A 25,438-nucleotide genomic window follows, 5' to 3' on the forward strand; every position below is an offset into this window, starting at 1 on the left:
AGCTTATGCAAGCGTTCAATCTGTTTTATTGAATAAACAGGCTCAACCTTTTCCTGAACGCTGACCGTTGTCGCCAAAAGCTCCGCATATAGTCTTCCTTGCGTGAGTGTTCCTCTGGGATTCAGCCAGATACTATTCTCTGCCTCTTGTGCCAAGGATGCTAGTTCTGCGCTAAGCTCATTCAAAAAGCAAAAGCTGGATTGCGTCATAAAATTGAATCCCTCCTAGTAACGATACTCTGATGCGGCTTGACTGCTCATCGCTTCAGCCTGCTTCAGAACCATATCAATGGCAAGTTGCTCAAGATCAGGCGGATAGCCATATTTCTTAAGTAATCGTTTGACCGTCACTTTCATCTGAGCACGCACATTTTGTCTTAGCGTCCAGTCCACAGTAATGTTATTTTTAATCGCTTGTGTCAGTTCATGGGCAATCTGTTTGAGCATAAGATCACCCATTAATTCCTTCGCAGAATGGTTGGAAGCCAGTGCATCATAGAATGCTAATTCCTCGGCAATCATACCTAGTTCTTCCCCACGCTGTACCTCACGATTTATATCCTTGGCCATTTGAATTAATTCTTCAATAATTTGTGTTGTCTCAATAGTCCGATTGTTGTATTTACGAATAGACTCTTCCAGCATATCCGAGAACTTGCGTGCCTGAACTATGCTCACCTTCTCGAACGTTTTAACCTTTCCTTGCAAAAGTCTACGTAATAACTCAACTGCCAGATTTTTTTGCTTTAAACCACGAACGCTATCCAGAAAATCATCAGATAGAATGGCAATATTGGGCTTCTGAAGCCCTGCGGCTTCCAGAATATCAACCACTTCTTCAGAAATGATGGACTTTGAGATCAGTTGATTCAATTCCGTATCCAGCTCAGCCGTCGTTTTTTTACGATTATCGGCCGTAATCAGCTTCATGATTCCTGATTTAACCGCCTTCATGAATCCGACCTCCACATTAACGGACTCAGCCTGAGGCGTAGTCGAGCACAAAGCATAGGCTTTGGACATCTCCGTGACCCAGTTCATAAAATCACGTTTACCTTCTTCGCCGAGACCAAGCACATAATCTACGGTTTCTACAATAGCTCTCATTCGTTCAGAGGCACGGGACGAGTTAAACTTGCTATAATCATGACCATGCAGCAGGTCGTGAATCAGATCTAACCGTTCCAGCATGTAGTCGATGGCCTGATCCGTATTAATCCCTGCCGTTTGACGATCCTGATCCGTATATTGCTGCAAGGCAGACTTCAACATATCAGCAATGCCAATGTAATCAACAATCAGACCACCGGGCTTATCCCGGAACACACGGTTAACACGTGCAATGGCCTGCATCAGGTTGTGTCCCTTCATCGGTTTGTCGATGTACATCGTGCTCATAGAAGGAACATCAAAACCCGTAAGCCACATATCACGAACAATCACGATTTGAAGTGGATCATTCAAGTCCTTCATTCGTTTGGCAAAGTATTCTCTACGCCACTTGGTGCCAATAAATGGCTGCCATGCTTCGGGATCGCTGGATGTTCCCGTCATGACAATTTTGATCTTGCCCTGACTATCATCATCACTGTGCCAATCCGGTCGTAATTCAACAATGGCTTTATATAGATCAATAGCAATTCGGCGGGACATGACAACGAACATCGCTTTTCCAAACATGCCTTGCTGCCGTTGCTCGTAATGGTCAACCATATCTCTGGCAATAGCTTTGACTCGGTTCTCCGATCCTGCAAGCGCCTCAAGCCGGGCCCACTTGGACTTTAGTCGTTCCTTTTGTGTTACTTCCTGGAACTCGGTGATCTCCTCATACGCTCCATCAACCACCGGACGCTCCGCTTCAGGCAAATTCAGACGTGCTACTCGGCTTTCGTAATAAATTTTGACCGTCGTTCCATCTTCCACCGCACGTGTCATATCATAAATATCGATATAATCCCCGAACACCGCTGGCGTATTTTTGTCACTCAATTCAACCGGCGTTCCAGTGAATCCGATATATGACGCATTAGGCAAAGCATCCCTCATATATTTGGCATAACCGTATTTTACATCCGCCTCGCCCGTTTTGTTATTCGCCACCATCTCCGCCTGAAAACCGTACTGACTGCGATGAGCTTCATCGGCTATAACGATGACGTTTTTACGCGGAGTTAACTCCGGATACGTATCTTCGTCACCTTCAGTGCTGAACTTATGAACAGTCGTAAAGATGATTCCCCCGGATTCAACAGCAAGAAGCTCGCGTAAATGCTGACGATCTGCAGCTTGCTTCGGGGTCTGACGCAATAAATCCTGTGACCTGCTGAACGTTGCGTATAGCTGTTCATCCAGATCGTTACGGTCAGTCACAACTACAATCGTTGGATTATCCATTGTCAAAACCAATTTACCAGCATAGAAGACCATAGATAAGCTTTTACCTGAGCCCTGAGTGTGCCAGATGACACCAATCTTGCGATCTCCCTCTTCATCCGCTGCCCGCTCTGTGCTGGATATCGCTTTATTCGTTGCATGAAATTGATGATATCCTGCCAAAATTTTAGTTACTTTCTCGCCATCCGTCTGAAATAATACAAAATGCTTGATCAAGTCCATCAGACGTTGTTTATCAAACATGCCTTTAATCAGTACCTCCAGCTGCGGCATGGAGGAAGGTGCAACATCGCTTCCCTCAATCGTGCGCCACATCATGAAGCGTTCGGCATCCGCCGTCAAGGTACCCGCGCGGGCGTTCACTCCGTCGCTAATGACCATAAACGAGTTATATGTAAATAGAGTAGGTATACTGCTCTTGTAGTTCTGAATCTGGTTGTATGCTTCACTGATGCCTACTTCCTCGTTTGAGGCACTTTTTAGTTCAATCACAGCAAGCGGGATACCGTTCACAAACACGATCAAATCCGGGCGTTTCTCACCATTCTCAATTACCGTATATTGATTGACGATGAGAAAATCATTTTCTCCCGCGCGTTCCGGCTCGGTGGCAAACAACCAAACTTTGGCTACCTTGCTCTCCCCGTTAGCCGTTCGATACTCGGCATCAATTCCATCGGTAATCATCCGCTGAAAGGCTCGGTTGTTTACAAGTAAGCTGGGGTTTTGCGGAATTTCCACAATCCGAATCGCCTCTTCGATGGCTTCGCGCGGCACACCCGGATTAATCCGGGTTAGTGCCTCACGCAGCCGTTCGCTTAAGATCACGTCACTGTACAGGTACCGCTCCGGATATTCGCCTTCTGGCGAAATCTCCGGGCCATAGGCCCAGTTGTAATCCAATTCCTGAAACCATTCAATCGCCGCTTGTTCCAGGTCACTCTCTGTATATGATGTTACATAATACATGCCGCACCTCCTAAGCTGTTCTGTAACGATATGAGTTTATCAAGCTAATTGTTGCTTACTTGCTCTTGTTCATCTATTGGTACGCGAATTTCTCCAGACATGAGTTTGGGGAGGAGGGAGTCGCGAATAGAGGATAGAAACTCTATTTCTACCATATTTTCATGAATAGATGTCAATAAAGGATTAGATAATTCTTTAAACCTACTAATTAATTTTTTTCCAGGATATATCACAGGTAATTTTCTCAACTCACCTAAACTTATATATTGTTGAGTGCTTCCTGCTAATCTTTCATTTACATATTTATTTATAAGTTCTGTTTTTAAATACAGATATATATATTCATAAGTGTCTTTATTCTCAGAAGTTTTGAACAAACCTAGATTTTTTATTGCAAAGTCTACCGATCTATTTTGTACGAGATATAATTCACCAACTGTACCAATCATACTGATCAAAATATCAAATCTATCAACTTTGCTTCTCTCGTTTATTTTATTGAAGTCCTTTTCACTAATTAAATTAGTATCATCAAAATTTATCTTATTGCTCTTTAAATGTTTAGTAGTAACTAAGGGAAAACCACTAGAAACTTTTTTAGGTGAATTATGTGTCCCATCTTTAACTGCTGATAAATTAGAAATATCAGTTACACACCATCCCTTAGGGATCTGTCCCAATCTGCTTTCCTCAAACTCTCCACCACTAGATGTGTAAGGCTCTCCGTTTTCATTTGGAAATTCAAAATCAACAAACCAACGTTTAAACAGAGCCTGCGCCATTTCTTCAAGATTTTTGTTGATGGATCTGTTGAGCTCGATTTTTTCATCAAGAACGCTTAATAGATCAATTATTTTTTTTTGCTCTTTTATACTCGGAATTAAAAATTTCCAGTTTGATATAAATCCAACTTGCGCCCTCTGCCTACCAGACGTACCTGTCATTGAACCAATTGCCATCTTTCTAAATTGAGGAGAGATAGAAAGATAATAAACAAATTTATTTTCAGTAATGCCTTTCCTACCTCTAAGAACAATAAATTCTGTTGAGCCAAATCCAACCTCGTTTTCATCAAGAATGGATACTAATGCTGTTTTTCCATTTTCTAGACATGGAGTTATCCTTGCAACTAAAGTATCTTCATTCTTAAATTTTGAACCCCCATTATAGTTAGCCCACTCAAAGCCAGAAATTTTTCTAGTATAGGGATCTAATTCATTCATAGCGACTTTTTTTGCTGGCTCATTTTTTTTTATAGAGTAAGCTGGGTTAATTAACACTGCATCTTGAAACTCAACTTCTCTCCAATCAGAACTCAAACCCAATCCCTCCCAACTGCTTGCGAATCTCATCCTCCAATTGACGAGACTTGGCAAACTGTTCTGCAATCTCACTAGTCAAGCGCACCATTTTGTCCTCAAATGGCTCACTATCCTCTTCGGCGTCCTCAACACCCACATAACGACCTGGAGTCAAAATGTACTCATGTTCCTGCACCTCAGACAGCTGCGTTGCTTTGCAGTAGCCCTTCACATCTTCATATGCCCCAGCTCCGCTCTGTCCACGCCATGCATGATACGTATCAGCAATCTTCTTAATGTCCTCTGCGCTAAGTTCTTTATGTGTTCGGTCCACCATATGACCCATTTTGCGTGCGTCAATGAACAAAATTTCGCCACGACGGTCGCGCAGACCCTTCGGAGTTTTATTCTTGGCCATAAACCACAGACACACCGGAATTTGTGTAGAATAGAAAAGTTGTCCGGGCAGCGTGACGATACAATCTACCAGGTCTGCATCAATCATTTGACGGCGAATCTCCCATTCACTCGTAGTGCTGGTTGACATCGAACCGTTCGCCAGTACAAATCCTGCCACACCGCTTGGCGCAAGCTTGGAAACCATATGCTGAATCCAGGCATAGTTGGCGTTGCCTGCTGGCGGAATGCCATAGTTCCAACGTACATCCTCAACAAGACGCCGGCCACCCCAATCGCTAATATTGAAGGGGGGATTAGCGAGGATATAATCTGCTTTCAGATTTTTGTGTAAGTCATTATGGAACGTATCGGCATTATGCTCTCCGAGGTTGCCATCGATACCACGAATGGCCAAATTCATTTTACACAGCCGCCAAGTGGTTGGATTCGATTCTTGACCATACACCGCGATATCGCCCACTTTACCGTGATGCTCTTCCACAAACTTTTCGCTCTGTACAAACATACCGCCTGAACCGCAACATGGATCATACACACGTCCCTTGTATGGTTCAATCATCTCGACCAGCAGCTTTACAACGCTGGATGGCGTATAGAATTCTCCACCGTTCTTGCCCTCGGCACTGGCAAACTTGCTCAGGAAGTATTCATAGACCCGTCCTAGAACATCTTTGGAACGGCTCTCTTTATCTCCCACTTTGAACGAAAAGACGTCAATGACTTCACCCAAGCGGGTTTTGTCCAAAGCCGGACGAGCGAAATCTTTCGGTAGTACCCCTTTCAGGGAAGGATTTTCTTTCTCGATCAGAACCATAGCGTTGTCAATAATTTGTCCGATTTCGGGTAACTTGGCGTTCTTTTGAATATGACTCCAGCGCGCCTCTTGCGGCACCCAGAACACATTCGCCGCTGTATATTCGTCCCGATCTTCCACGTCTGCATAAGGCTCCAACTCTAATTCCGCATACTTCTCTTCAAACGCATCTGATACATATTTTAGAAACAGAAGTCCAAGCGCTACATGCTTGTACTCCGCTGCATCCATGCTTCCGCGCAACTTATCTGCAAGACTCCACAGTTTCTCCTCAAATCCGATATTCGCTGTTGCCATTCTGTAAAATCCTCCTAATCGCATTCATATTTAAAATAGTTCCGTATACATCTGTTCCTTCTGCTGGTCCCACCGCTTCGTAGCAGCCTGAATCGTGTCCATGTACAGCTTTTTTTCTTCCCTGTACTGCTGACTCATGGTCAGTTGTCTCTCCATAGGCCACATTGGAATCTCAATCTCTCCAACATCAGCAGGATTTAGATTCATGACGGTGGTCCCACGCTGGAAACTTTGGATCAAGGCTAGACCCACAGGGCTTTCAAGAAACATCTTGGCATACATGCTGTCCACCTGCTCCCGAAAACGAATCACGATCATATTAGCGGAGGCGATTACCATCTGTGAATAGCCTGGAAACACCGCCAGTTTCGTTTGCGTTCCTCGGCAGGTCATCACCAGATCCCCTGAAAGTATTTCGTAACGCCTCACCTTCCGTTCTTCTTCCTGAATGGTCTCCAGTTGATCCAGAATCACTTCACCATTTTCAATATTAGAGATGTTAAGCACCGAGATCGATCCAGGTTGTAAATCTTGCTTTAAAATGGACTTTCCTCTAAAAAGTTCCGCGGCCGCTTTAAGTTTAATCTTCGGAACAGCTGCCTGCTGAAAATTCTTCAAGGTCTGACTATCTTGATCGAGTAACAATTCAATACGCCAATCTTCAAGCTGCTGGAAAGCGGCTTGCTTACAGCCAATCACATCAACTTCCTGTAATGTCGAAGAAACCAGTTTATATCGTCCCAATTGAACGTTAGCACCAGATTGCTCATTACAAAACAGGATCAGATAGGTTTTAACCGATGTGTATGGCCGAAACAAACCCTCGGGCAAAACATATATCGCTGATACTGGAAAACGTTCATTCATCTCACGCCGCCACTCTCCAATGGCACCAGATTGGAACATCATTCGCGCTGGCAGCACAGACATGAGCTTGCCACCTGGAGCAAGCAAGGGGGCTACGTGCTGAATGGCTGCTCCTTCTGCCTCACGCATGTGAATGTCCTGTTCCTCCAGCTTCAATCCGAAATGGGGTACCGAGAGTATGGCATCGAAGACTTCGTTTAACGGTAGTGGTTGATATATCGAGCCTTGTATCACCCTGACTGCAGGTTTGTCCAGGTAGTACGTTCTCAACAAAACCGCTACTATGTAATTGTCCGTCAAAAGAGTGAGCCTCACTCCTTCCGGTAGAACATTTTCTTCAGATAATCCCTCGAAAAATTTCTCCGCTTCAGTTACCAACCAATTTCGTCCATTTCTCTGCCTTGTTCCATGTTCGATGAAAGATCGAAATACGCCGGAATGTATTTGCATCGAGGCAATAACCCGATCCTGGCGAATCGTCTGCAAACCATATTCAAGAAGGTCCATATCTTTGCCCAGATGATAGAGTTTGTAATACAATTCGCGATCTCCAGGGAAATGGCCAAGTTCCATCGTGCCAATCTGTTCTTTCATATGCTCAAACAACAACTCAGGGTCATTTGTAATGTCATCACGTGCATCAGGAACCCGATCCATATACTGCTTCATCTTGACGACTCGAACAGCTTCCCGTAGAAGGTGATCACGTGTTTTTAAATCATGGCTCCAACATAAATCCCAAAAGCCTTGGAACAACTGTGCACCTCCTTTGTACCCATATTGTTCATAGGTACACTATACCATACACATTTTTAGTATCGCAATACTAAAAACCAATAACGTCTGTCAGAAGATTTACTCTCCTGCGTTATTGGTTTCCGATGTTATATCCCCTTCAGTACCTCGTCTTCAATGCTTAATTTCTTGCTGGATACAATGATCGATGAGGCCATCTCCTGTTTTTCGCTCAATATGCGATGGACGATTTCCTCAACTGTACCTTGTTTGGTCATGCCTTGCATGTCCGCAACGATCGGATAATATACTGTAACAGGCTTGTCTTGACCGATCCGATATGCACGGTCTGTGGCCTGATTTTCAACAGCCGGATTCCACCAACGTGTGTAATGAACTACATGATTGGCAGAAGTAATCGTCAATCCCGTTCCTGCAGCTTTTGGAGACAAGATCATGACGTCGAAGCCTGCTCTATTGTTGAACCGATCCACCTGCTCTTGTCTACGCTCTGTCATACCGTTAATGATCATAGGCGTAATCTCAAAGCAGTCACGAATTGTCGTTCGCAAAATATCCTGCATTTTAATATATTCGGTGAAAATCAGAACTTTTTCCCCTTTTGCCTTCACTTGACGAATCAATTCTACCGTTTCATTGAGTTTAGGTACTTGATGATAAGGGATACGCATGTATTGGTCCGCAATCAATGCCGGGTGCGAACTTAACGCTTTTAGTTTCTGAATAGCCTGTAGACCATCCATAGCTTTGTTTTTGACTAATGTCAAAACTTCGCTGTACAAACGTTCCTGTTCTGATCCCAAAGGCACATGGGTAATGACAGCCTGCTTCGTTGGTAATTGATCGCCAAGCTCCTCTGATTTCGTACGACGCTTGTACACCATCGCCAATCGGGACAGCAGCTGCTGTTCGACATCTGCATCTTTAGCATCCGCATTAAGCTTATTCACAAATTCTTCTTTAAACTGACTGAGACTGCCCAACAAGCCTGGCTGGACATAATCCATGATCGACCACAGTTCGCTTAGCCCATTTTCAACAGGCGTTCCTGTCATAGCAAGACGGAATTTGGATTTCATCGCTTTCATTACCTTGGAAGCAGCCGTTGAGGGATTTTTAATCGTCTGCGCTTCATCGCAGATTACCGCTTGCCAATTGACTTGTCCAAAGATTAATTGATCCTTTGCTAATGTATGATATGTCGTCACCGTAATACCGATATGCTTCAGCTCTTCGGCATCCTTCAGTCGATCCGTTCCGAGATGAAGGTATAGAGACTTCAACAAAGAAGGGGCAAACTTGCGCACTTCCTTCTCCCAGTTATCCATAAGTGTCTTGGGCACGACAATCAATGAGGGTGTCAGCTTTTCGGTCTCCTGGAGATACGAGAGAAAAGAAATCACTTGTATCGTTTTGCCAAGCCCCATATCATCAGCTAATAAACCTCCCAATTTACGATAATGGAGCGATTTCATCCATATAAAACCATCTATCTGGAACGGTTTCAATGAAGCAATAAATGATTCGGGGGGCTGTTTGGCAAATACGCCTAAGTCCTTCATCTCTTGCTGTGCTTGTAGAATAGGCTGATTAAACTCCAGTTGATTGATGTTCTCGTAAATTTCCAATATGTATGGCAGCTTCGTTATATCCACTAAGTTACCTTTACGCAGCATCTCTCGTTTTGTCGTATCTGTATTTTCCACAAAGGCCTCAGCATCTTGAGGCAATTTGAGCCAGCTTCCGTTCCACTCGATGTAGTCCTCACCTTGCTCTTTGGCCTTCGAGATCAAATCCAACATTTCAGAAGCTTCCCATGTTTGCTGTACTTCACCATTCTCGTCTTGAGCATTAAAACCAAAATCCAGTTCAAACCATCCTCGCTCTTGTTCGGATGCATGTACAAATGGCTGTGCCTTATAGACTCGAATACCTAGTGACTTTACCCGTTCACCGAACAATGACAAATCCATACCTTCTAATTCAGGTAGATAAGCTTCTGGATTCTCGACAAACTTTGGAATATCTGCCCCCTCAATCGCTGGCAGCTCTCGAATACGATCCGCATGATCTGCAATGGACGGTTTAACAAATACCTTTCTCCGTTGGCGATCAACCGCATAACGATGAGAGGAAGACCCCATTTCCTTTAAAATTTCGGGACTAACCGGATCTGCCGAACGATATTCCGGATGAAACGAAATTCCTCCTGAATTGTAATCTAATCCGATATCCACTTCATCAACGAACAAATATTCCTGATGCAGCAGATAATCATCCATAGGATATCCATGATGCGCTGCCCAATGTCGAACTTCCGCCACATAACTAAAAATACGTTCCTGGTCCAACGGATTAGGAGCCTGATCAATTAATTGCTGAAATTGATATTGTTCTGAGTCCATAAGCAATACTTGTTGATCAGGCAATACATGCCATGGTCCTATTCTTTTTGCGGTGCGCTCTATGTGGCTCCAGGAACCATGCGTCTTTTCCAACACGAATTTAAAATGGGCTGTCCCTACTGCACTCTCATGTCCTAACTTCAGGTCAAACTTTGTCGATTTAGGAATCCCCAATCGATTGTGCAGTTCTTCGGGCACATCGGAAAACTTTCCTATATTCAAGACATAATTGCTGTCCTGCTCGTCCAAGTACCCTTCGTACCACATGTCCTCCAAAGTTTCTAGCAGCTCTGCATCGCTAACCTGCCGCAACTCGGAAATTCTTAGACCAAGAGGAAATTGAAGTTTCTCTCCTTTTCTGACAATAGAATACAACAACCCGCCTTCAACCATCTTTTTCTCAACTTGAATGTCCAAAGCTGTGGCATCTTCCGACTTTCGACGCTTGCTCAAGAAACCAAAGAGACCCGCCATCTGTTCTCCCTTCCTTCCCTCTACAATCTTCCGTTTAAATACTGTCTCATGTAACTATCAAATTTATAGTCCCAATTTCGACCTCGGTGATCCAATTTTGTTATAAATAACGGTATACCTTTTTGATTCATTTCAGGTATTTTGAGCATCCCTTCCTTATTTGTACGGCTTCTGCTGTTTCTAAAAGTCGGCGATGTGCTTATAGGATAAATGATCTCGTCGAACCCTTCACGATGATAGAAATAGGCCGCACCCATCTGACCGTATTCAACGACAACGAATTCATTGAAGCATATGAATGCAATCATAGGATCCTGAATAAGCTCTACATCCTGCATATAATCAATGAATCTCTTCCAGTAATTCAGCCGTTGGTTATCCTGGTCGTTTTCAAAGAGAATCTGCAATTTCTTCTGGATTAGCCAGCGTTTAACTTCCTCAACGGCACCGGAACTTAGAAATTGCCAATCCGCGGTTCGTTCCCTCGGATCTCTCAATCTGGTAACAGCCTGCTGAACAATCGCAACATGAAATTGACTGTATTTACGCGGCTCGAAATAGTTCTGTATGAGCCGCTTGTATTCGTCCATTGAATAATTATCTAGCAACCTTACAATAAAATCGGCACCATCTCGGTTAATGATATGATCTTGGGCCAGACCCTGCTCCAATACATTCCACATTAAAGTGGATTCTAACCTGGATTCTTTCTCAATTTTTAAAGCATGAAATGCTTCTTCCGACTTGATTCCCGTTAATAGGAGGGCAGAGATAATCCCCTGCACAATTCCCGACCTGTGGGAATATGCATTTTCCATATGGTACTGCATTTTATCGTCAAGTAACAGAAACCCGAATCTATCAACTTGATAGATTTCGCTTAGAAGATCAAGCAAATAAGGCTCCTCATATTGATACTGGAAGATTCCCCACGCAGTTCTACCTACCTCTACAGAATAACGCGCAATCAAAATACGATTAATTTTCAACTTGGTTTCGCTATGTTCATCAGGAAAAGGGTAATCGTTATAGATCAGCATCAACACTTCCATTTTCTTCAGCGACTGAGCCAATTCCTCGACATTTTCCATAGGGGTGGAACGGATGATCTCTAACAATTTTGGAAGTAACATTTTGCTGCGCTGCCTAATGATATCCGTCTGTTTGTTTTTGTATCTCTGTTCTATTTTAATTCTTTCTTCTGTAAGCTTCTGCGGTTTAAAGGAAAATTGATAAAAGTATTGATTAATTTCCATCTCTCTCACCTAACCCTTGAAGCTGATCCAACAGTTGATCATCTTTCAACCGAAATTTGAACTCCACCCGTCTGGATCTATTTGCATCAATTGATCCATCCTTTTTTAGAATCGGTATACTGAAGGATCGACCGTTTGCCGTAATAACCGATTTAAGTTCTCCCTTAGTTTTGAAATTCGGGAAGTCAGGCTGAAATACTTGCTCTACAACAGAAAGCGCACGATCTTGGGAAAGCTTTAGATTGTATAGATATCCACCTGCCGTGTCTGTATGGCCTTCAACAATTATTTGTGAGATTTCATTTCGAAAGCGATTCGATAGCAAAATATTGATATATTGTGGAATGAACTTCTCCAAGTACATTCTTCCATTAACCGAAACTTGACTGCTATTCGAATCAAAGAATACACCACCAGAGAAACGAATCGCTCCTGTCTGAGGATCGACTTCCAAAGCCAGATCCGAATCTTTAAATGCTTTGATCAGTTCCTGGATGATTTCTGACTTGACTCCAATGACTTCTTCAATCATCTGATTCTTCTCGTTGATAGCTGCTTCTTTCTCTTCGTACGCCGATTGCGTATTATAAATAGTAATCATGAGCACAAGGGCAAATATGACAAGCAGCGCCGACATAAGATCCGTATAAGAAACCCAAAAGCTTTCCTTCTCCCCTTCATGTGCACGTGACATATGCCGCTCATTACGAAATCCTCTAGCCAAAATGCATCCTCACCTTACTCTGAAGTTACCGGATTCATGATCCGTTTGGATTGACGGTTGATCTCCAACACCGTTTGCTTCAATGTCTGCATCGCATCAGGCAAATCAATCAAACCTTCCTGAATCGCATCCACTCCACTTGCTAAATGCTGTACAGACTTGGTTAATTCTTGATCAAATTGAGTGAATGTATTTTGGAGACCCCGATGCATATCGTCAGTAAACTGATTCATAGAAACTTCCAGATGTTTATTCGTCTTGGACATTGATTCACTTGCTGAAGTCCATACTTGCTTCAGCTGTTCTACTCGCTGATCCATACTTTCCAGTTGTCCCGTCAATTGTTCCTGCACTCTGGTTGATATATCCTCCACGGCTTCACGTTCATGTCTAATTTCTTTCATCAAGAGCTGCATATCACCTTGGAGGTGCACAAACTCCGCATTATTATTGGTGAATTTATCAAAGATAAGTTCAAGCTCTTGATTCGATCTCTGACTAAGTTCAGCTTGCTGCGATAAGGTGACAGCTAGTGTCTGTTGACTCTGTGTGATACTGGATATCCGTTGAAGATTCTCTTCCAAGCGTTGTTGGAAATTCACTTGTAATCCTGTTTGGTTTACGATCGAATCCACATTGTCTCTAAGCGTGTTCATATGACTTTCAAAATAACCATTAAATGTGTTTCGTTCTTCTGTCATTTTGTCTAACAAGTCCGCTGTAACCTTTTGAAGTTCACTATTTCTCTCTGTTGTGTTATTTAGTTCAGATACAGTCTTCTCCAATACGGCCTGGTAATCTGTAATTTGCTCAGTATAATTATGGATTTGTTCTGTAAGAATGGTCGTTTTGTCTACCATCTCCGACTGTCCCGCAGCCGATTCCTGCATGGACTGCACAAGTGCACCCATCTCTTCATGCACCTTTTTCTGCCATTCTACGGTGTTGTTTAGCGCTTCTCCGAGATTCTTCATATGATCCCCAGTCAATTCATTCAACTGGGTAACGAATTGATTAACCATTTGCTGCATACCCTCAGATTGATTCAATGTCGTTGTTTGCATCAGATCTGTCATCATTTGCTCTGTTCTTTCCATCTGAGGGGCGAGAGATTTTTGTATCGAATCTGCCACACCGTTCACCATGTTTGGAATTAATACATCCGACAAAAAGGATTGAAAATCCTGCATCTGTTTCTCTTGTCTCTGATCCATGCTGAACAATAATATACTTTGATCTTGTGTAGGAAATGCCTCATCTAGTTCTTGACGAATGGTATTGAAAGCATTAGTGAGCATCGGATAGAATTTCCCTTTGTCAATTAGCTGCCAGAATAGAGAAAGCAGTACTCCCACAATAGACGATGCGAATTTAACTTTCATTCCTGTAAGCAACGAACTTATGCCATCTTGCATAACACTTGAGTCGCCATTAACATGTACTTGAGAGACCCCAAATGCAATCCCGACAAAAGTGCCCACAATCCCCATAGACAAAAAAATACCAGCGACTACTTCTGCGATTTTCCTTTTTCCGAATTTATTTACTAGGGGCTCTTCAAAAAAGAAATCATACACATCAGGCGTATATGTTATACCTTTTTGTTGATAGTTCATATATCTCCCATAAAAACTTTTCCAAGCAAATAGTAAATGCTTTTTTATGTACTTATTATCCTGTCTCCCTATCCAATCATTGAAGGTATGAAACTTCTCAGTGATATTTGTAATAGTAGACAATTCGTCAAGCTTAGCTTTAATGTCAGACACAGCATTCTTGCTAGCCCAATAAGGATGAAGAATAAACACCCAACACAAGATAAATATTAAAACCATTAAACTAATATAACCCCATGCAAATTCGGGCGATGTAAAAAACGTTGCCATAAATCCTCCTTAAGAACGATTCTAGTTTTGATTTATTTTAGTTCTAACTTTAACTCACACAAATATGGGTAAATTTACTCAATTAAAATAAGCCACTTCAGCAACAAGAATATTACTATATCTAGTAGAATCTAAATAAACTCTTTCATCTTTAAGTTCATTATACCTATTTTTACCTATTTGAGAAAATAATTTTAGAGTTAGATAGTTCTTTTGAACCTTTAGTATTCTATTTTTATTTTTATCAATTCCAAAGGTTCTAAGAACTCGATTATACTAATCATATATTTCTATATCATCTACTAAAGGAGAGATCCAACATGTTAATCAAACTCAACTGGATTACCCTGCGCGTGCGTAATCTGGAAGCATCCATTCACTTCTATCACAATTTACTAGGGCTTACCGTTCAGCGCAGATTCGAAAGCCGTGGACGGCAGATTGCCATGCTTGGTCTGGGTGAGACGAGTGAAACTTCACTAGAGTTAATTGAAGGTAGTGAACAGACATTGAAGCCGGAAGCAGGCATCTCCATTGGTTACGAAGTAACGTCACTGGATAAAACCATAAAACATCTGGAAAACATGCAAATCCCTATCCTGCGCGGACCTGTAGAGCCGAACCCACGTCTACGTTTTATCTACATTGCAGACCCGGATGGGTTCGAGGTACAGCTGGCCGAGCATCTGAAATAAGCCATACATATGAGCTCACTCACATGACTGGAGCAGCACAGCTTGCTTATAGCTTCATACGGCGCATCAACGGCACGCCTATGCTGTTCAACAATCGGTCTAGTAATGCCCAACACCACCGTCTGCGGAATGAGAGATGCCGATCGTATACTGCGGAATATTCAAAATCCGCTATCGCGCCGCGATTACGTTTAAACTGTGCAGCACCAGCACTCTCATGCAGCAACTTCCCGTTCGCTCTGGCTTGTCCAATGAGACATGCCGACAGCATGCGGTACAGACCGGCAGACTGGGGAATGTCCGTGTCATAACCGAACAGCGGTGTGGTCATCACCCCATTACGGCAGAAGTAACCCATTACCGCATCCAAGCGCCCTTCCTTGCGCAATCCGTGTATGCTTAACGTGCCGTTTGCCATAGCTCCAGCAATAAAACGCTCGCTGAATTGTGGGTTGTCATAGGAGTACTTTTCCAAATAAAGCATCCGGTACAGCTCCACAATTCGCGGGATATCTGATTCCGTCATATCTGCACCAGAAACCAATTCATAGCCATGTTTGTTCAGCAATGCCTGATCCCGTTTCAGCAACCAGCGCGACTTGGCATTGCCGAAATTCGGATCATGCGCCTGATACATATAAATCTGCCTGCTCGGTATAGAGCGGCATCCCGCTTCCTGAAGCCCTTTTATCAGGTTCGCGTGCAGTTCGGAACTCAAAGAACGAAAGATCACCGTATGACCCGGATAGCGCTCTTTTACCGTCTCAAGTAAATTCGTGGCCTGCTCAGCTGTCATTGCAGGATACAGATTAGTAGATAACAGCCAGTTGTTCACATGTACAGCCTTGTTGATCCGGGATTTTTTCATGCCCCAGCCTATTAAACTGAGTAGCATGGAGAGTCCTTTTTCCAGCATCGGCTTCTGTAACATGGTCAGCTCCTGTTTGGCGTACCGCACATAGTGAGTATACGGGGAACAGACATAAGCATTATCATATTCCTCATCATTCACGGTCACCGGCAGCACAAGATTATCTATCCGGGCAAGGAGCAACGTGGTCTTTACGTTAGTCATGTATTCTGTAGTTCCTTGCATCATCATCGGTTCTAAATACGCCCTTGCGTACCTCGCATCCTCCGTATCGGGCCAATCCATGGTATGAAGCGAATGCCGATCGTATAATCGAACGCGAGTCTCCTCATTAGCTTTACTCATGAACGTTCTCCGATTTGGTCACAAATGTAGCAATCCGTTCTCCCGGTTCCAGATTCGGCCGATCATAGTAATAAACCATGCCGAACTGATAGGTCATCTGCTTCGCCACGATATAAAATCGTTGTTCTTCAAATTCATTTTCCAGGCAGAAGACTGTACCATTCCTTTCAAAACCATGCATCACCGAATTTAACTGAACGATCTCTTCTTCCGTGGCCAGTCGAAACCTTTCCACGATAAATATCGTCGCCGGACACAGAATGAACTCTACCTCATGAAAGGTGATCTCCACATTGTGATAATACGAAAAGTCAAAACTGCCTGCCAGCACCAACTGCTGGCTCTGATGCTGCATAGGCTCCGTAATGTAAAAATGCTCGATGTTACCTTCCTTCAGTTCCTGTTGCAACTGCCCTAGCTTTTGGTTCTGCTCATGGAAAGAGTCATGCCCCATTTTTGAATCAACCCTTTCTAGTCAAAAATGCCGCGAGGTGGCGATATGTAGACCCATCAGCTCTTGTATTCACTTCTTCCATATCCATTTCCAGCCAGTAGTCTGCCTCCATCAATTCAGCCATATCAAGCTTTGTGATCTCGGCACATTTGGGATGCTCAGCTGCTACAACCATCGGTCCGGGACTATCATCCCAATTAAAGCCATTCACCACTGCATGTATCAACACTTCTGAGTCCAGCATCCGAATTTTCTCACAGGCTGCATCGGAAGACTCCTCGTAAACAATGTCATCCACAATCTGTTGTTCTTCAGCCGTCAAAATCAAACGTATGGCTCCAGGTGTATCTAGCAGCATCTCTGCCATGTTTGGATTGCGCCCTCTTGCCAGGTTCCAGGCTGTAGCTAGAATGCCGTTGGGAGAATCCAGTCTCGCCCCATGTTCAAGCAATAAACGAATCGCTTCAGGCTGGTTGAACCTTACGGCTTTTTTCAAAGCGGTATCCCCGAGTTTGTCCTCCAATTCCAGTTCAGGATTGGCTTGCAGCAGACAGCGAATGCCCTCAAGAGGCGCACGATTAGTCAAGAAGAGCATAAGGGGTGTTCGTCCGCGTTCATCCCGTTCATTGACATCCAATGAGGATGAAGCTATAACTTCACAAAGATGCTCTATATCTTTGATTTTACTAATATCTGTCCAATTCAAAATGATCTCTCCTCACTACTTTTCTATTTCTACACCTACTCTATCTAAAAATATAGATCGCTACAAGAGACCTTTGAACGCCAAAAAAGCCCGCAAAGCGAGTAATTACGCATGGACGGGCCTATTGGCATAAACCTAATATGATCGGTTAACAATCTCTTGCAAGACGAAAGTCAGACTTAGGCTGATATCGTAGGGATTGGAACAACCTTTGCCGCAAGGGATGAATCTATCTCGGATTTGTTATCTGGTCTCGAAGCATGATGATTGGACACGAGATCACCTAGATTAACAATAAGCTTCTCCAGTTCGGTAAAGCTTGCCACCATATTTTGTGTCAGATTACGTTGCTCTTCCATACTCGCCAGAATCTCTTCCGTTGCAGCACTGGATTGTTGCGTTACACTGGAAATTTCGGATACTTCATTAACCACCCGAGTCGAGGATTCCTTCATCGTTGCTGAACTTGTTTCAATTTCTGTGGCCTGAGTCAACACATTTTGTGAATTGTTGTTAATGGACTGGAATACCCGCTCCGTTGTCAGAACACTTTCTGCTCCAACTTGCAACAACTGACGAACCCCTTCAAACCGGCTTGTCAATGCTTGTGTCTGTGTTCTCAGACTGGTGAGGATCGAGGTAATCTCACTCGCCGATTGGCCTGAGCTCTCAGCGAGCTTGCGGACTTCCTCTGAAACGACGGCAAATCCGCGTCCATGCTCACCTGCCCGTGCTGCTTCAATAGCTGCATTCAGCGCAAGCAGATTGGTTTGAGTGGCGATATCCGAGATACTGTTCAGCATTAACGTCATCGATTCACTCTGATCATTGAATTTCTTCATATCATCAGCTGTCGTGTTAATTGTCTCGTACAATTCATGCATCTGTTCGTTCAGGTAACCCATCTGCGCACTACCCGTCTGTGTACTTGAGGCCATACTTGCGGACAGCTCTTTCATCTGCTCAGAATATGACGCTACGTCCTTAATATGACGGTCAGACTGAGATAACGATTCGGAGATTTCGGCAATACTGGTCGCCTGAAACTCGACACCTCTTGCAACTTCGCTGAATCCGACCGTCACTTCGTTGGTGATGGCACCGGTCTCATCCACTTTTTGTTTCAATTGCTCCGTATAGCGGGACAACCCTGCAACAGCTTCTTTCACCCGTTGCAACATGATTTCCACGCGGGTGCGTGACTCTTCCACCTGCGCTCCCCGTGCTTCACTGTCCATGAACAATCGTTTGTTTACCCTTGACACGGTGATCATAATAATTCCGGTTACGATATACATACTGAAATTAATCAAATCGGCAAAGAGTTGCTCGATACTTGCAGATGACACAAGAACCAACTGAACCGTGAAAAAGGCAAGCATCACCGAAAAAGCAGTGTTATAGTGCTTGCTATTCGGATACAGCAGGAGCGGTGAAACAATTAGAATGCCTTGCACGGCATTCATCGCGTCACGACTTACGTAAATTCCACTGGCGATCACCGCTACGGTCACAAACCATGGAATGATATGTATACCTTTTTTCATGAAATTGCATACAGTAACTGCTAGAGTAACTACAACGGAGAGTAGCGTGGATAGCCATAGATCGGGAACAATAATCGTAATCCCCGCGCTGATGGCCGTTATGGCCCACATCATGTAACTTACTAGTTTGTTTCTCTGCCAAGTGATCTCATCAATACGATTCATGCTTACCCCGTCCTTTATGTAAGTTAAAAAAATTAACACATGTAGGCCACTATAAGTTTATTCTCAGTCCATAGTCCTGCTTATACGTAGTTCCGTAACTCCTGCGCCTTTAGCATAGTACATATTAACTTCATAAACGTGCAGTCAGCGCCACTTTATGTATATCGGCAATTTATGTCTAAAATTAATATGTCTTAATAAATATATGTTAACAAAATAAAATTCCCTGAATGTGCACCAAAAAAAAGAGCCTGCTCATGCGTAGGTACGCATAAAAGCAGACTCTTTACTCCATCTTTATCTTTTATAGTGATCTCATATGCCTTCCGGCTGTTACTTGCCAAATACCAATGTTGTATTTGATGATCCGGCATATTTCGTAACAAACTCACGTGCATAGGCCGCGCTTTCAACCTGATAGCTGTAGTTATTGCTTGGTCTCCAGTTGGTTTTTGGAGAAACCGGGCTGTTCAGAGCAGGTGTGCTACCTTTATCCGTAAATTCTCCTTTACCTTTGTCGTCCAGAATGCCGCCTTTTTCAGCTCCTGCACCAAAGTAGTTGTTTTCGGAATAAATACGGGCTTTTTCTCCGATCGTGATCGCTTGATTGAAGTTATTGGCGTAATTGTTTTTGATGTGGAAGAAACCATAACGCATAAGTCCAGGGCCACGTACATACAAGTTTTCGAAATAGTTATTGGACATGGTCACATGTGGCACACCATTATAACTACTATTACCGTCATTCGGGTGTCCTAGAATAATGCCGTATTTGTGATTCGCAAATTTGGAGTTACTGATCGTGATATAGTCTGCGCGGTCACCGATATACAGAAGCTTATCCAGGTCACTGCCGCCAGAACTGTAGTTATGACCCGAGAAGGTAACATGGTCGATCCAATAGTTGGAGCCGGAAGTGATGTACATCTGGATATCATCGTTGGCATTGATGTTCGCAGAGTGATTAAACGTCAGATTTTGAAAGATCACATTGCTTGATCCCGAAGTGGATCTGAAGTGAATGTTCGTTAATGTATGTCTGTCAAAAGAACCTACCAATGTTTTGTTGGAACCAAATTCAACTTTTTGCAAGCTGGATGAAGAAATATTCTGTTCCACAACGACAATCTTAGCTGTAGAGCCTGCCATGTGTGTTCTCAGATCATTCAGATTACTGACATACACGACCTGACCGTTCCTGCCTCCTGTTGTCGCCGCCTTGGATACACCGTTCTCATTCTTCGCATTACCTGCAAAACCAGTTAAACCATTTGTGCCCGTGTTGGGAAAGTTAGCCGCACCATATGTAGCAGGGGCTGTTGAAACCGTTAACAACAATAAAGTGACTGCGAGTAAAAGTAATGAAAACTTCTTCAAAATATCACCATCCTTTGTAATTTGTCCCTTAAACAACTCGATTATAGCTTGTAACCTGCATTGTGACAATACCATCATTGCAAAAAGACAATTATTTTATCTTTTTTGCAACAGCAGGTCAGATATCGTGAAAAAACAGAAAGATGAGACCATGTCACGCCTGACTCATGAACACATCCCATCTATCCTGAAGCATCTATTTAATTTTGATTTCGAATTGATCTTTCGCGACATCTTGTAAATTGTCATAGACCTTTCCTGGCTTTCCTTGCACCTTCAATATAATCGATTGAGGTTCATCAAGAAAATTACTGGCGAACGAATACGTCATGGCAGTATCGGTTCCACCGCCTCCATTCCTAGATAAGATTGTCCTCTCCCCTTTTTTGGAGATTGTTACAATCTCAATCGGCTGAATGATATCGCTAATGAATGACTCCTTCTCATCATTAAGCTTTTGTTTGGGATCATATTCAAAATGTACCCGTGTAACCAGCGGCGAAATTTCCACGTTCGAGATCAATACGTCGTACTCCCCAAACTTGAACGTTTTATTGACAGGAATAATCTCCGTTTTAGGAATAGAAAATTTAGGGTCTAATGCAACCATAACGTTCATTTTTTTAGAAAATTCGTACTTACGTTCCTGCGAATTCTCCCTCTGCTTCTCCCGTTCTATTCCATTTCCCTCGCCCTTGTCATCATCAAGGCGATCAGGAACGACAGAGGAAAGCTGAAATTCAAAATTTAATTTTTCCGGAAGTGCCGTGCTGCGACTTCGGTCAAATGTGGTACGACCTCGGAGGACATTATTCTGATCTGAGAAATGAATGCTGCTAATGCTGCCGTTATCAATCACATGTCCTGTCGAGGCATCCGTCAATTTCGTGTTCGCCATGGAATATACACCACTCGGAGTATCCGTCCTTGCTGAGTATAAGAGGATAACTCGATTCTCATCCGCCATCAACGCATCCAGCGTAAACGTGTATTTTCCCATCGTCACCGTCTGATCAACACGTTGAACATAATTATGGTTAAGAGCTGAGGTAAGGGTAGCACTCTCCTGATCTGTGCGCAGCAATCCACGAAAAGGCTCCAATCCCCCCCAATGAACTTCAGGTTCGGAAGAGGTCAACCGTTGTTGACCGAGGTCTCCAAGTGATGCGAACATAATACCCGCCACAGCAAGTGATACAGCGCATAACACTGCGATCCATTGTCCTCGTCTTCTTTTACTCGATCTACTCGTTCTGGCTTCCGCCAAGCCGCGTTGTATGGCAGCAGCCGTATTCGCCGAATCTAATTCTCTACGCTCTTTGTTAACCTCATATGCATCTGCCAGCAATGCTTTTTCCTCCGGGCTAGTGGTCATGCCAATCCCTCCTATTCTTCATCAGCTTCCGTAATTGTTCAAGACCCTTATGCTGCCATGTCTTAATCGTGCCTTCCGGTTTGCCAAGAATTGAAGCAATATCTGTAAGTGTCATATCGTTGTAGTACTTGAGCAACAATACATGCCGATACTTCGGTTTTATTTTCAGCAAAAGGGACTGCATGGCTATACGATTATCTTGGGCACTAATCATCCACGAAGCCGGGATATTATTCTCAATGCTTTCATCCGGCTGAGGTATGGTTCGCTTGCGGCGGCGCCGTTCATCAATACAGACATAAATTAAAATTCGAATGATCCATGATTTAAATGCCTTCTCGTTTTTTAGCGTACGGCGCTTAATCCAGGCCCTGCAGGTCATCTCTTGTATCGCTTCCAGTGCATCCTGCCGATTCCTTAAATAGCTATAGGCAATGGATAATAACGTATCCTGATGCTCCGTAACGGAATTAATAAACGCTGATTCATCGTGCACATGTATCCAGTTCATCTGCTTCATCCCTGTCTCGCTATCCATCCTGTCCCCCTCCTTCTCTCTCTCTGTGGTATAAGACGGACGAACCGACCAAACCGTTTTCATTATTTTCCATACGAAAAAAAGCTCCCCATCCATAGATAGGAGCTGCTATTCCTGCACTCGTAATCGAATTACATCTACTTACAGATTACCCGTAACTTCAATCCCGTCAGCTGAAGCCAGCACGTTCCGAATCCAGGTTGTCAACGAATCCAGGAACACCCGCAGTTCCGGTTCAACAACTTCCACCTGCTCCAACTCAGCTAAAATGCCCGGCCATACCTCTTTCACCATCGGATTATCCCAACAGGGATCAAACGCCTGCAGCTCTTCTCCACTTTGCGGGTCCGTTAAAGGGAAAACACGATGGATTGCCGGACGAATATGCTTGAAATCCTCATCATAGATGAACAGCATATCCTCCTGTCTTATCTCATGCATCTCTTCGTTCAGGTATAGGGGAGACAAGGTAAACCCGATATTCCTCTCCGGGCCTTCATACTGATAAAGAAGTACCGGAACTTTACTTTTGGCTTGTCTTTGCACAACATTCACTCCTTTCCCGGAACACCACTTCAGGCACTCACAATTCGAACCATTCAAATACTTCTGGATACTGATTCGTCACACCCTCCATCTGCTCCTTCCAGGTTCGTCCTTCCTCCCCCCATATATGGAACAGGCAGTAGATGTATTTTTCACCCTCCGCTACTTCATCCAAATTGTTCGCTTCCTCCAGCCATACTTCCAAAGCTTTGGGCCAGGATGCATCGTCACGCAAAAGAACAAAACCATCCATATGTTGTTCTACGCTGTACATCCTGTTATGTGTCAGCGAAGCCGCCAGTCGCGTCAAGATCTCAGTCAACCTGCCGTGCTCCTGCTCCTTCGTTCTGATCCCATACTCCCAACCCATAACGTGATTCCTCCCTCAAACATCGTTTACCGGGCTTCACTTCGCTGCACTGCGTATCCAGATTGTTGTAGTTCATCCATTGCAACGAACACATCACGCTTTGGATTCAATTCTCGGATCAGGTCAGCACTAATCGGTGCATCGTTATATATTTCAGTCACAGCAGTCAAAGACATATCCTGTATATCGTAGTAATCTTTTGCCCAATCGATGTATGATTCCGGTGTTTCCTCGATATAACCGAGCAGAAATGCTACCCCACCCTCAGCATCCGATTCGTCCTCCTGAGCCATAGCAAGTCCAATCCAACTGCCTACTTTCCACTCAGGACTGTGCCCTTCCTGCCAAATACAGAAGGTCACATCCTCTCGAGCCAGCGTTTCCTCGTGTTGATCTAACAGACGTATGAAATCCTCTGGTACCTCATCGTACATTCCCGGATAGATTTCACCATCCTCACGGTTATGCGGACTAAGCGGAGATTCATGATCAAACCCTTTGAGTAACGTGCCCGTATTCGTAAACAGAGCATGCAGATGGTCCCCTGCCCCGTTATCTACACTTCCCCATGCACTATCTGGCTGGAGTGTGTTACTGTGATAACGATGTACGCGGAGCCATTCCTCCTCTGACAGAATGATATCAAGTGCCGCAAGCGCTCTTATCCGCTGGTGCAAAAGAGAAGCATTCATGATCGGTGTCCCGCTCCAATGATGCATATCCATCTCTCCTAAAAATGACTTATATAAGTATGTAGTGTAATTAAATTAATCCATGCAAGACCATGCTATAGTCGGATCAAATCCTGTAGCTTGTTCTTCCCTTGGTCACTAGGTTGGATCGTAACCGATATCTGATTTTCCTTTTTAAACACAGTACACGCATAATTTCCAGAGTTTAGCTGTAAGAAAACCCCTTGGGATAATTCATCCGGTTCCAGTTCACCGCCACTGACATCATCTGCTGCCCCTAAGTAAACTGTGCCCGAAGGAACCTGAAAATAATATATCTGTCTCGGCTCCGCTTCACTCCCGGTTTCCAAAACCGTTTCTTGCACATTCCAGTGCACTTCATACGTTCCGTCCTCACCCAGATTCAGGAACAGACAATGACCTGCGTTGACCTCCTCCAGTTCATCATCCGGGATCGACCACCAGTCAGGTGTATCCTGGAGACGATGCTCTAATGACGCCAGATCATAACAACATAATGTGGCTGTATCCGTATCCATCTGAAATGTTCCTTGCATGTTCTTCCTCTCCTTCATTTTTTTATTATAACAAGCCAGCCCCACACATAAAATCGAACTCCCGAACCATCTCTGTAACGTTACTCTTCATTTCTGGTTAACAACTGACGATATATCCATAACGGAATTTTTTTGAACTTGATGGAGGAATCTATGCCAATTAATAATAGGAAAGAACCTTTTCGTTATACTCTGAAAGAACCTATGCACTTCGAAATCTATATCCTGAGCATTAATGGCATGGACGGTCCTTCCAAGCCTATTCAGGCCGAATTACGTGATATCAGTCGTTCGGGCTGTCAGCTTGCTTTTCCACTGTCCCTCCCTGTAGAAGATAACGATATTCGCATCGGCATCAACTTGAAGCTGTTTGAAGACTTATTATATATTGAGGGCACACTTCGCTGGGGGATGGAATATAACATGGTATGGCGTTACGGTGTGCAACTTGAAATCGCAGTTGAAGATCAGGATCGCCTGTCCCGGGAAATGCGCATGCTCGCAGGACAAGGTAAAATTATCGTCAAATAACCATCTAACTATGTTTCCTTTAAAATAAAACTGATTCAGATTGCACAGGCCTCTCTACAATGTACATAGAGAAATCTGCATAATTAAAATGAAAAAAGCAGTTGCTT

The 25,438-nt window shown here is 43.6% G+C and carries 21 protein-coding genes; 2 read left to right on the plus strand and 19 right to left on the minus strand.

Annotation, left to right across the window (positions count from 1 at the left end; translation table 11 throughout):
* Positions 1–224: 224 nt before the first annotated feature.
* The 8 genes from ACT89M_RS20925 to ACT89M_RS20960 form a co-directional block, all read right to left on the minus strand.
* Entirely contained in the window at positions 225–3,362 is a 3,138-nt protein-coding gene (locus ACT89M_RS20925; RefSeq protein WP_487344800.1) for a type I restriction endonuclease subunit R, read from the minus strand.
* Between the two features lie 44 nt (positions 3,363–3,406).
* Positions 3,407–4,681, minus strand: a complete 1,275-nt coding sequence (locus tag ACT89M_RS20930) for a restriction endonuclease subunit S (protein WP_487344801.1) — start codon at positions 4,679–4,681, stop codon at positions 3,407–3,409.
* Positions 4,671–6,194 (minus strand): class I SAM-dependent DNA methyltransferase, encoded by a 1,524-nt coding sequence (locus ACT89M_RS20935; protein ID WP_487344802.1) that lies wholly within the window; start codon positions 6,192–6,194, stop codon positions 4,671–4,673. The genes ACT89M_RS20930 and ACT89M_RS20935 overlap by 11 nt, the downstream gene beginning before the upstream one ends.
* A 30-nt stretch (positions 6,195–6,224) precedes the next feature.
* Complete coding sequence (locus ACT89M_RS20940) at positions 6,225–7,817, minus strand: N-6 DNA methylase (RefSeq protein WP_487344803.1); 1,593 nt, start codon at positions 7,815–7,817, stop codon at positions 6,225–6,227.
* Between the two features lie 128 nt (positions 7,818–7,945).
* On the minus strand, positions 7,946–10,675 hold the full coding sequence (locus tag ACT89M_RS20945) for a DEAD/DEAH box helicase (protein WP_487344804.1): 2,730 nt from the start codon (positions 10,673–10,675) through the stop codon (positions 7,946–7,948).
* A gap of 41 nt (positions 10,676–10,716) precedes the next feature.
* A complete protein-coding gene (locus ACT89M_RS20950) occupies positions 10,717–11,952 on the minus strand; it encodes a hypothetical protein (protein ID WP_487344805.1) in 1,236 nt (411 codons plus the stop codon).
* Positions 11,942–12,646, minus strand: coding sequence for an OmpA family protein (locus ACT89M_RS20955; protein WP_487344806.1), 705 nt, complete (start codon positions 12,644–12,646; stop codon positions 11,942–11,944). The genes ACT89M_RS20950 and ACT89M_RS20955 overlap by 11 nt, the downstream gene beginning before the upstream one ends.
* Positions 12,647–12,690: 44 nt before the next feature.
* Positions 12,691–14,292 (minus strand): hypothetical protein, encoded by a 1,602-nt coding sequence (locus ACT89M_RS20960; protein ID WP_487344807.1) that lies wholly within the window; start codon positions 14,290–14,292, stop codon positions 12,691–12,693.
* Positions 14,293–14,882: 590 nt separating this feature from the next.
* On the opposite strand from ACT89M_RS20960, the gene ACT89M_RS20965 reads away from it, so the two are divergent.
* Positions 14,883–15,257, plus strand: coding sequence for a VOC family protein (locus tag ACT89M_RS20965; protein ID WP_487344808.1), 375 nt, complete (start codon positions 14,883–14,885; stop codon positions 15,255–15,257).
* Positions 15,258–15,303: 46 nt separating this feature from the next.
* On the opposite strand, the gene ACT89M_RS20970 is transcribed toward ACT89M_RS20965, so the two are convergent.
* The 11 genes from ACT89M_RS20970 to ACT89M_RS21020 form a co-directional block, all read right to left on the minus strand.
* Positions 15,304–16,473, minus strand: coding sequence for a GNAT family N-acetyltransferase (locus tag ACT89M_RS20970; RefSeq protein ID WP_487344809.1), 1,170 nt, complete (start codon positions 16,471–16,473; stop codon positions 15,304–15,306).
* A complete protein-coding gene (locus tag ACT89M_RS20975; protein ID WP_341181168.1) occupies positions 16,466–16,927 on the minus strand; it encodes a hypothetical protein in 462 nt (153 codons plus the stop codon). Before ACT89M_RS20975 ends, ACT89M_RS20970 begins: the two co-directional genes overlap by 8 nt.
* A 7-nt stretch (positions 16,928–16,934) precedes the next feature.
* Positions 16,935–17,633, minus strand: a complete 699-nt coding sequence (locus ACT89M_RS20980; protein WP_341181169.1) for a DUF4274 domain-containing protein — start codon at positions 17,631–17,633, stop codon at positions 16,935–16,937.
* A 179-nt stretch (positions 17,634–17,812) separates the two neighbouring features.
* Positions 17,813–19,345, minus strand: coding sequence for a methyl-accepting chemotaxis protein (locus ACT89M_RS20985; protein ID WP_341181170.1), 1,533 nt, complete (start codon positions 19,343–19,345; stop codon positions 17,813–17,815).
* 333 nt (positions 19,346–19,678) lie between these two features.
* The gene (locus ACT89M_RS20990) at positions 19,679–20,722 is read right to left on the minus strand and encodes a pectate lyase family protein (protein WP_090915149.1); all 1,044 of its coding nucleotides are present in this window, start codon (positions 20,720–20,722) and stop codon (positions 19,679–19,681) included.
* Between the two features lie 196 nt (positions 20,723–20,918).
* The gene (locus ACT89M_RS20995) at positions 20,919–22,097 is read right to left on the minus strand and encodes a DUF4179 domain-containing protein (protein WP_487344810.1); all 1,179 of its coding nucleotides are present in this window, start codon (positions 22,095–22,097) and stop codon (positions 20,919–20,921) included.
* Positions 22,087–22,635: a sigma-70 family RNA polymerase sigma factor gene (locus tag ACT89M_RS21000; RefSeq protein ID WP_487344811.1), complete on the minus strand. Its 549-nt coding sequence runs from the start codon at positions 22,633–22,635 to the stop codon at positions 22,087–22,089. Before ACT89M_RS21000 ends, ACT89M_RS20995 begins: the two co-directional genes overlap by 11 nt.
* 141 nt (positions 22,636–22,776) lie before the next feature.
* Complete coding sequence (locus tag ACT89M_RS21005) at positions 22,777–23,181, minus strand: hypothetical protein (protein ID WP_154887811.1); 405 nt, start codon at positions 23,179–23,181, stop codon at positions 22,777–22,779.
* 37 nt (positions 23,182–23,218) lie between these two features.
* Positions 23,219–23,551, minus strand: coding sequence for a hypothetical protein (locus ACT89M_RS21010; protein ID WP_090915156.1), 333 nt, complete (start codon positions 23,549–23,551; stop codon positions 23,219–23,221).
* 26 nt (positions 23,552–23,577) lie between these two features.
* Positions 23,578–24,270, minus strand: coding sequence for a hypothetical protein (locus tag ACT89M_RS21015; protein WP_487344812.1), 693 nt, complete (start codon positions 24,268–24,270; stop codon positions 23,578–23,580).
* Between the two features lie 68 nt (positions 24,271–24,338).
* Complete coding sequence (locus ACT89M_RS21020; protein ID WP_253492110.1) at positions 24,339–24,800, minus strand: DUF6386 family protein; 462 nt, start codon at positions 24,798–24,800, stop codon at positions 24,339–24,341.
* A 153-nt stretch (positions 24,801–24,953) separates the two neighbouring features.
* On the opposite strand from ACT89M_RS21020, the gene ACT89M_RS21025 reads away from it, so the two are divergent.
* On the plus strand, positions 24,954–25,331 hold the full coding sequence (locus ACT89M_RS21025) for a PilZ domain-containing protein (RefSeq protein ID WP_090915162.1): 378 nt from the start codon (positions 24,954–24,956) through the stop codon (positions 25,329–25,331).
* The last annotated feature ends 107 nt before the right edge of the window (positions 25,332–25,438 follow it).

It is taken from the genome of Paenibacillus sp. NN59, assembly GCF_057597225.1.

Coding starts and splice junctions, on each gene's coding strand:
- ACT89M_RS20995 (WP_487344810.1), bottom strand. CDS start 22,097: ATGACCACTAGCCCGGAGGAAAAAGCATTGCTGGCAGATGCATATGAG.
- ACT89M_RS21020 (WP_253492110.1), bottom strand. CDS start 24,800: ATGCAAGGAACATTTCAGATGGATACGGATACAGCCACATTATGTTGT.
- ACT89M_RS20935 (WP_487344802.1), bottom strand. CDS start 6,194: ATGGCAACAGCGAATATCGGATTTGAGGAGAAACTGTGGAGTCTTGCA.
- ACT89M_RS20965 (WP_487344808.1), top strand. CDS start 14,883: ATGTTAATCAAACTCAACTGGATTACCCTGCGCGTGCGTAATCTGGAA.
- ACT89M_RS20970 (WP_487344809.1), bottom strand. CDS start 16,473: ATGAGTAAAGCTAATGAGGAGACTCGCGTTCGATTATACGATCGGCAT.
- ACT89M_RS20955 (WP_487344806.1), bottom strand. CDS start 12,646: ATGTCACGTGCACATGAAGGGGAGAAGGAAAGCTTTTGGGTTTCTTAT.
- ACT89M_RS20950 (WP_487344805.1), bottom strand. CDS start 11,952: ATGGAAATTAATCAATACTTTTATCAATTTTCCTTTAAACCGCAGAAG.
- ACT89M_RS20975 (WP_341181168.1), bottom strand. CDS start 16,927: ATGGGGCATGACTCTTTCCATGAGCAGAACCAAAAGCTAGGGCAGTTG.
- ACT89M_RS21010 (WP_090915156.1), bottom strand. CDS start 23,551: ATGGGTTGGGAGTATGGGATCAGAACGAAGGAGCAGGAGCACGGCAGG.
- ACT89M_RS20960 (WP_487344807.1), bottom strand. CDS start 14,292: ATGAACTATCAACAAAAAGGTATAACATATACGCCTGATGTGTATGAT.
- ACT89M_RS20925 (WP_487344800.1), bottom strand. CDS start 3,362: ATGTATTATGTAACATCATATACAGAGAGTGACCTGGAACAAGCGGCG.
- ACT89M_RS21000 (WP_487344811.1), bottom strand. CDS start 22,635: ATGGATAGCGAGACAGGGATGAAGCAGATGAACTGGATACATGTGCAC.
- ACT89M_RS21015 (WP_487344812.1), bottom strand. CDS start 24,270: ATGCATCATTGGAGCGGGACACCGATCATGAATGCTTCTCTTTTGCAC.
- ACT89M_RS20985 (WP_341181170.1), bottom strand. CDS start 19,345: ATGAATCGTATTGATGAGATCACTTGGCAGAGAAACAAACTAGTAAGT.
- ACT89M_RS21025 (WP_090915162.1), top strand. CDS start 24,954: ATGCCAATTAATAATAGGAAAGAACCTTTTCGTTATACTCTGAAAGAA.